Genomic DNA, 300 nt, shown 5'->3' with positions numbered 1-300 from the left:
ATCGCAGACCGTCCAGCTGATGCTGTCCGCCAGCCCGGACAACTTCCTCAGCCAGGCCGACGCCCTGAACCAGGCCGGTTCCACCCAGTCCGGCGCGCTGAAGGAGCTCCAGGAGCAGCAGCGCAGGCTCGACCAGGACCGCAACGAGACCCAGACCAAGCTCGGCGAGCTGGAGTCCACCACCCAGCAGCTGAAGACCGCCAAGGACGACGTCCAGGGCAAGCTGGCGAAGGCCCAGCAGCTGCTCAACACGCTCACCGAGCAGGAGCGCCAGGCCCTGCGCGCGGCCGAGGAGAAGGC

Annotated in this window: 1 pseudogene; it reads left to right on the top strand. The window is 68.7% G+C overall.

Going from position 1 to position 300, the window contains the following annotated elements:
• Positions 1–19 precede the first annotated feature (19 nt).
• Positions 20–300, top strand: a pseudogene (locus BI06_RS51230) (hypothetical protein); the annotation flags it as partial.

This window comes from Kitasatospora sp. MBT66 (assembly GCF_000710405.2).
Classification (GTDB): domain Bacteria; phylum Actinomycetota; class Actinomycetes; order Streptomycetales; family Streptomycetaceae; genus Kitasatospora; species Kitasatospora purpeofusca.
Note: the sequence above shows the minus strand (reverse complement) of the source record. Positions and strands in the feature narration are given on the sequence as shown.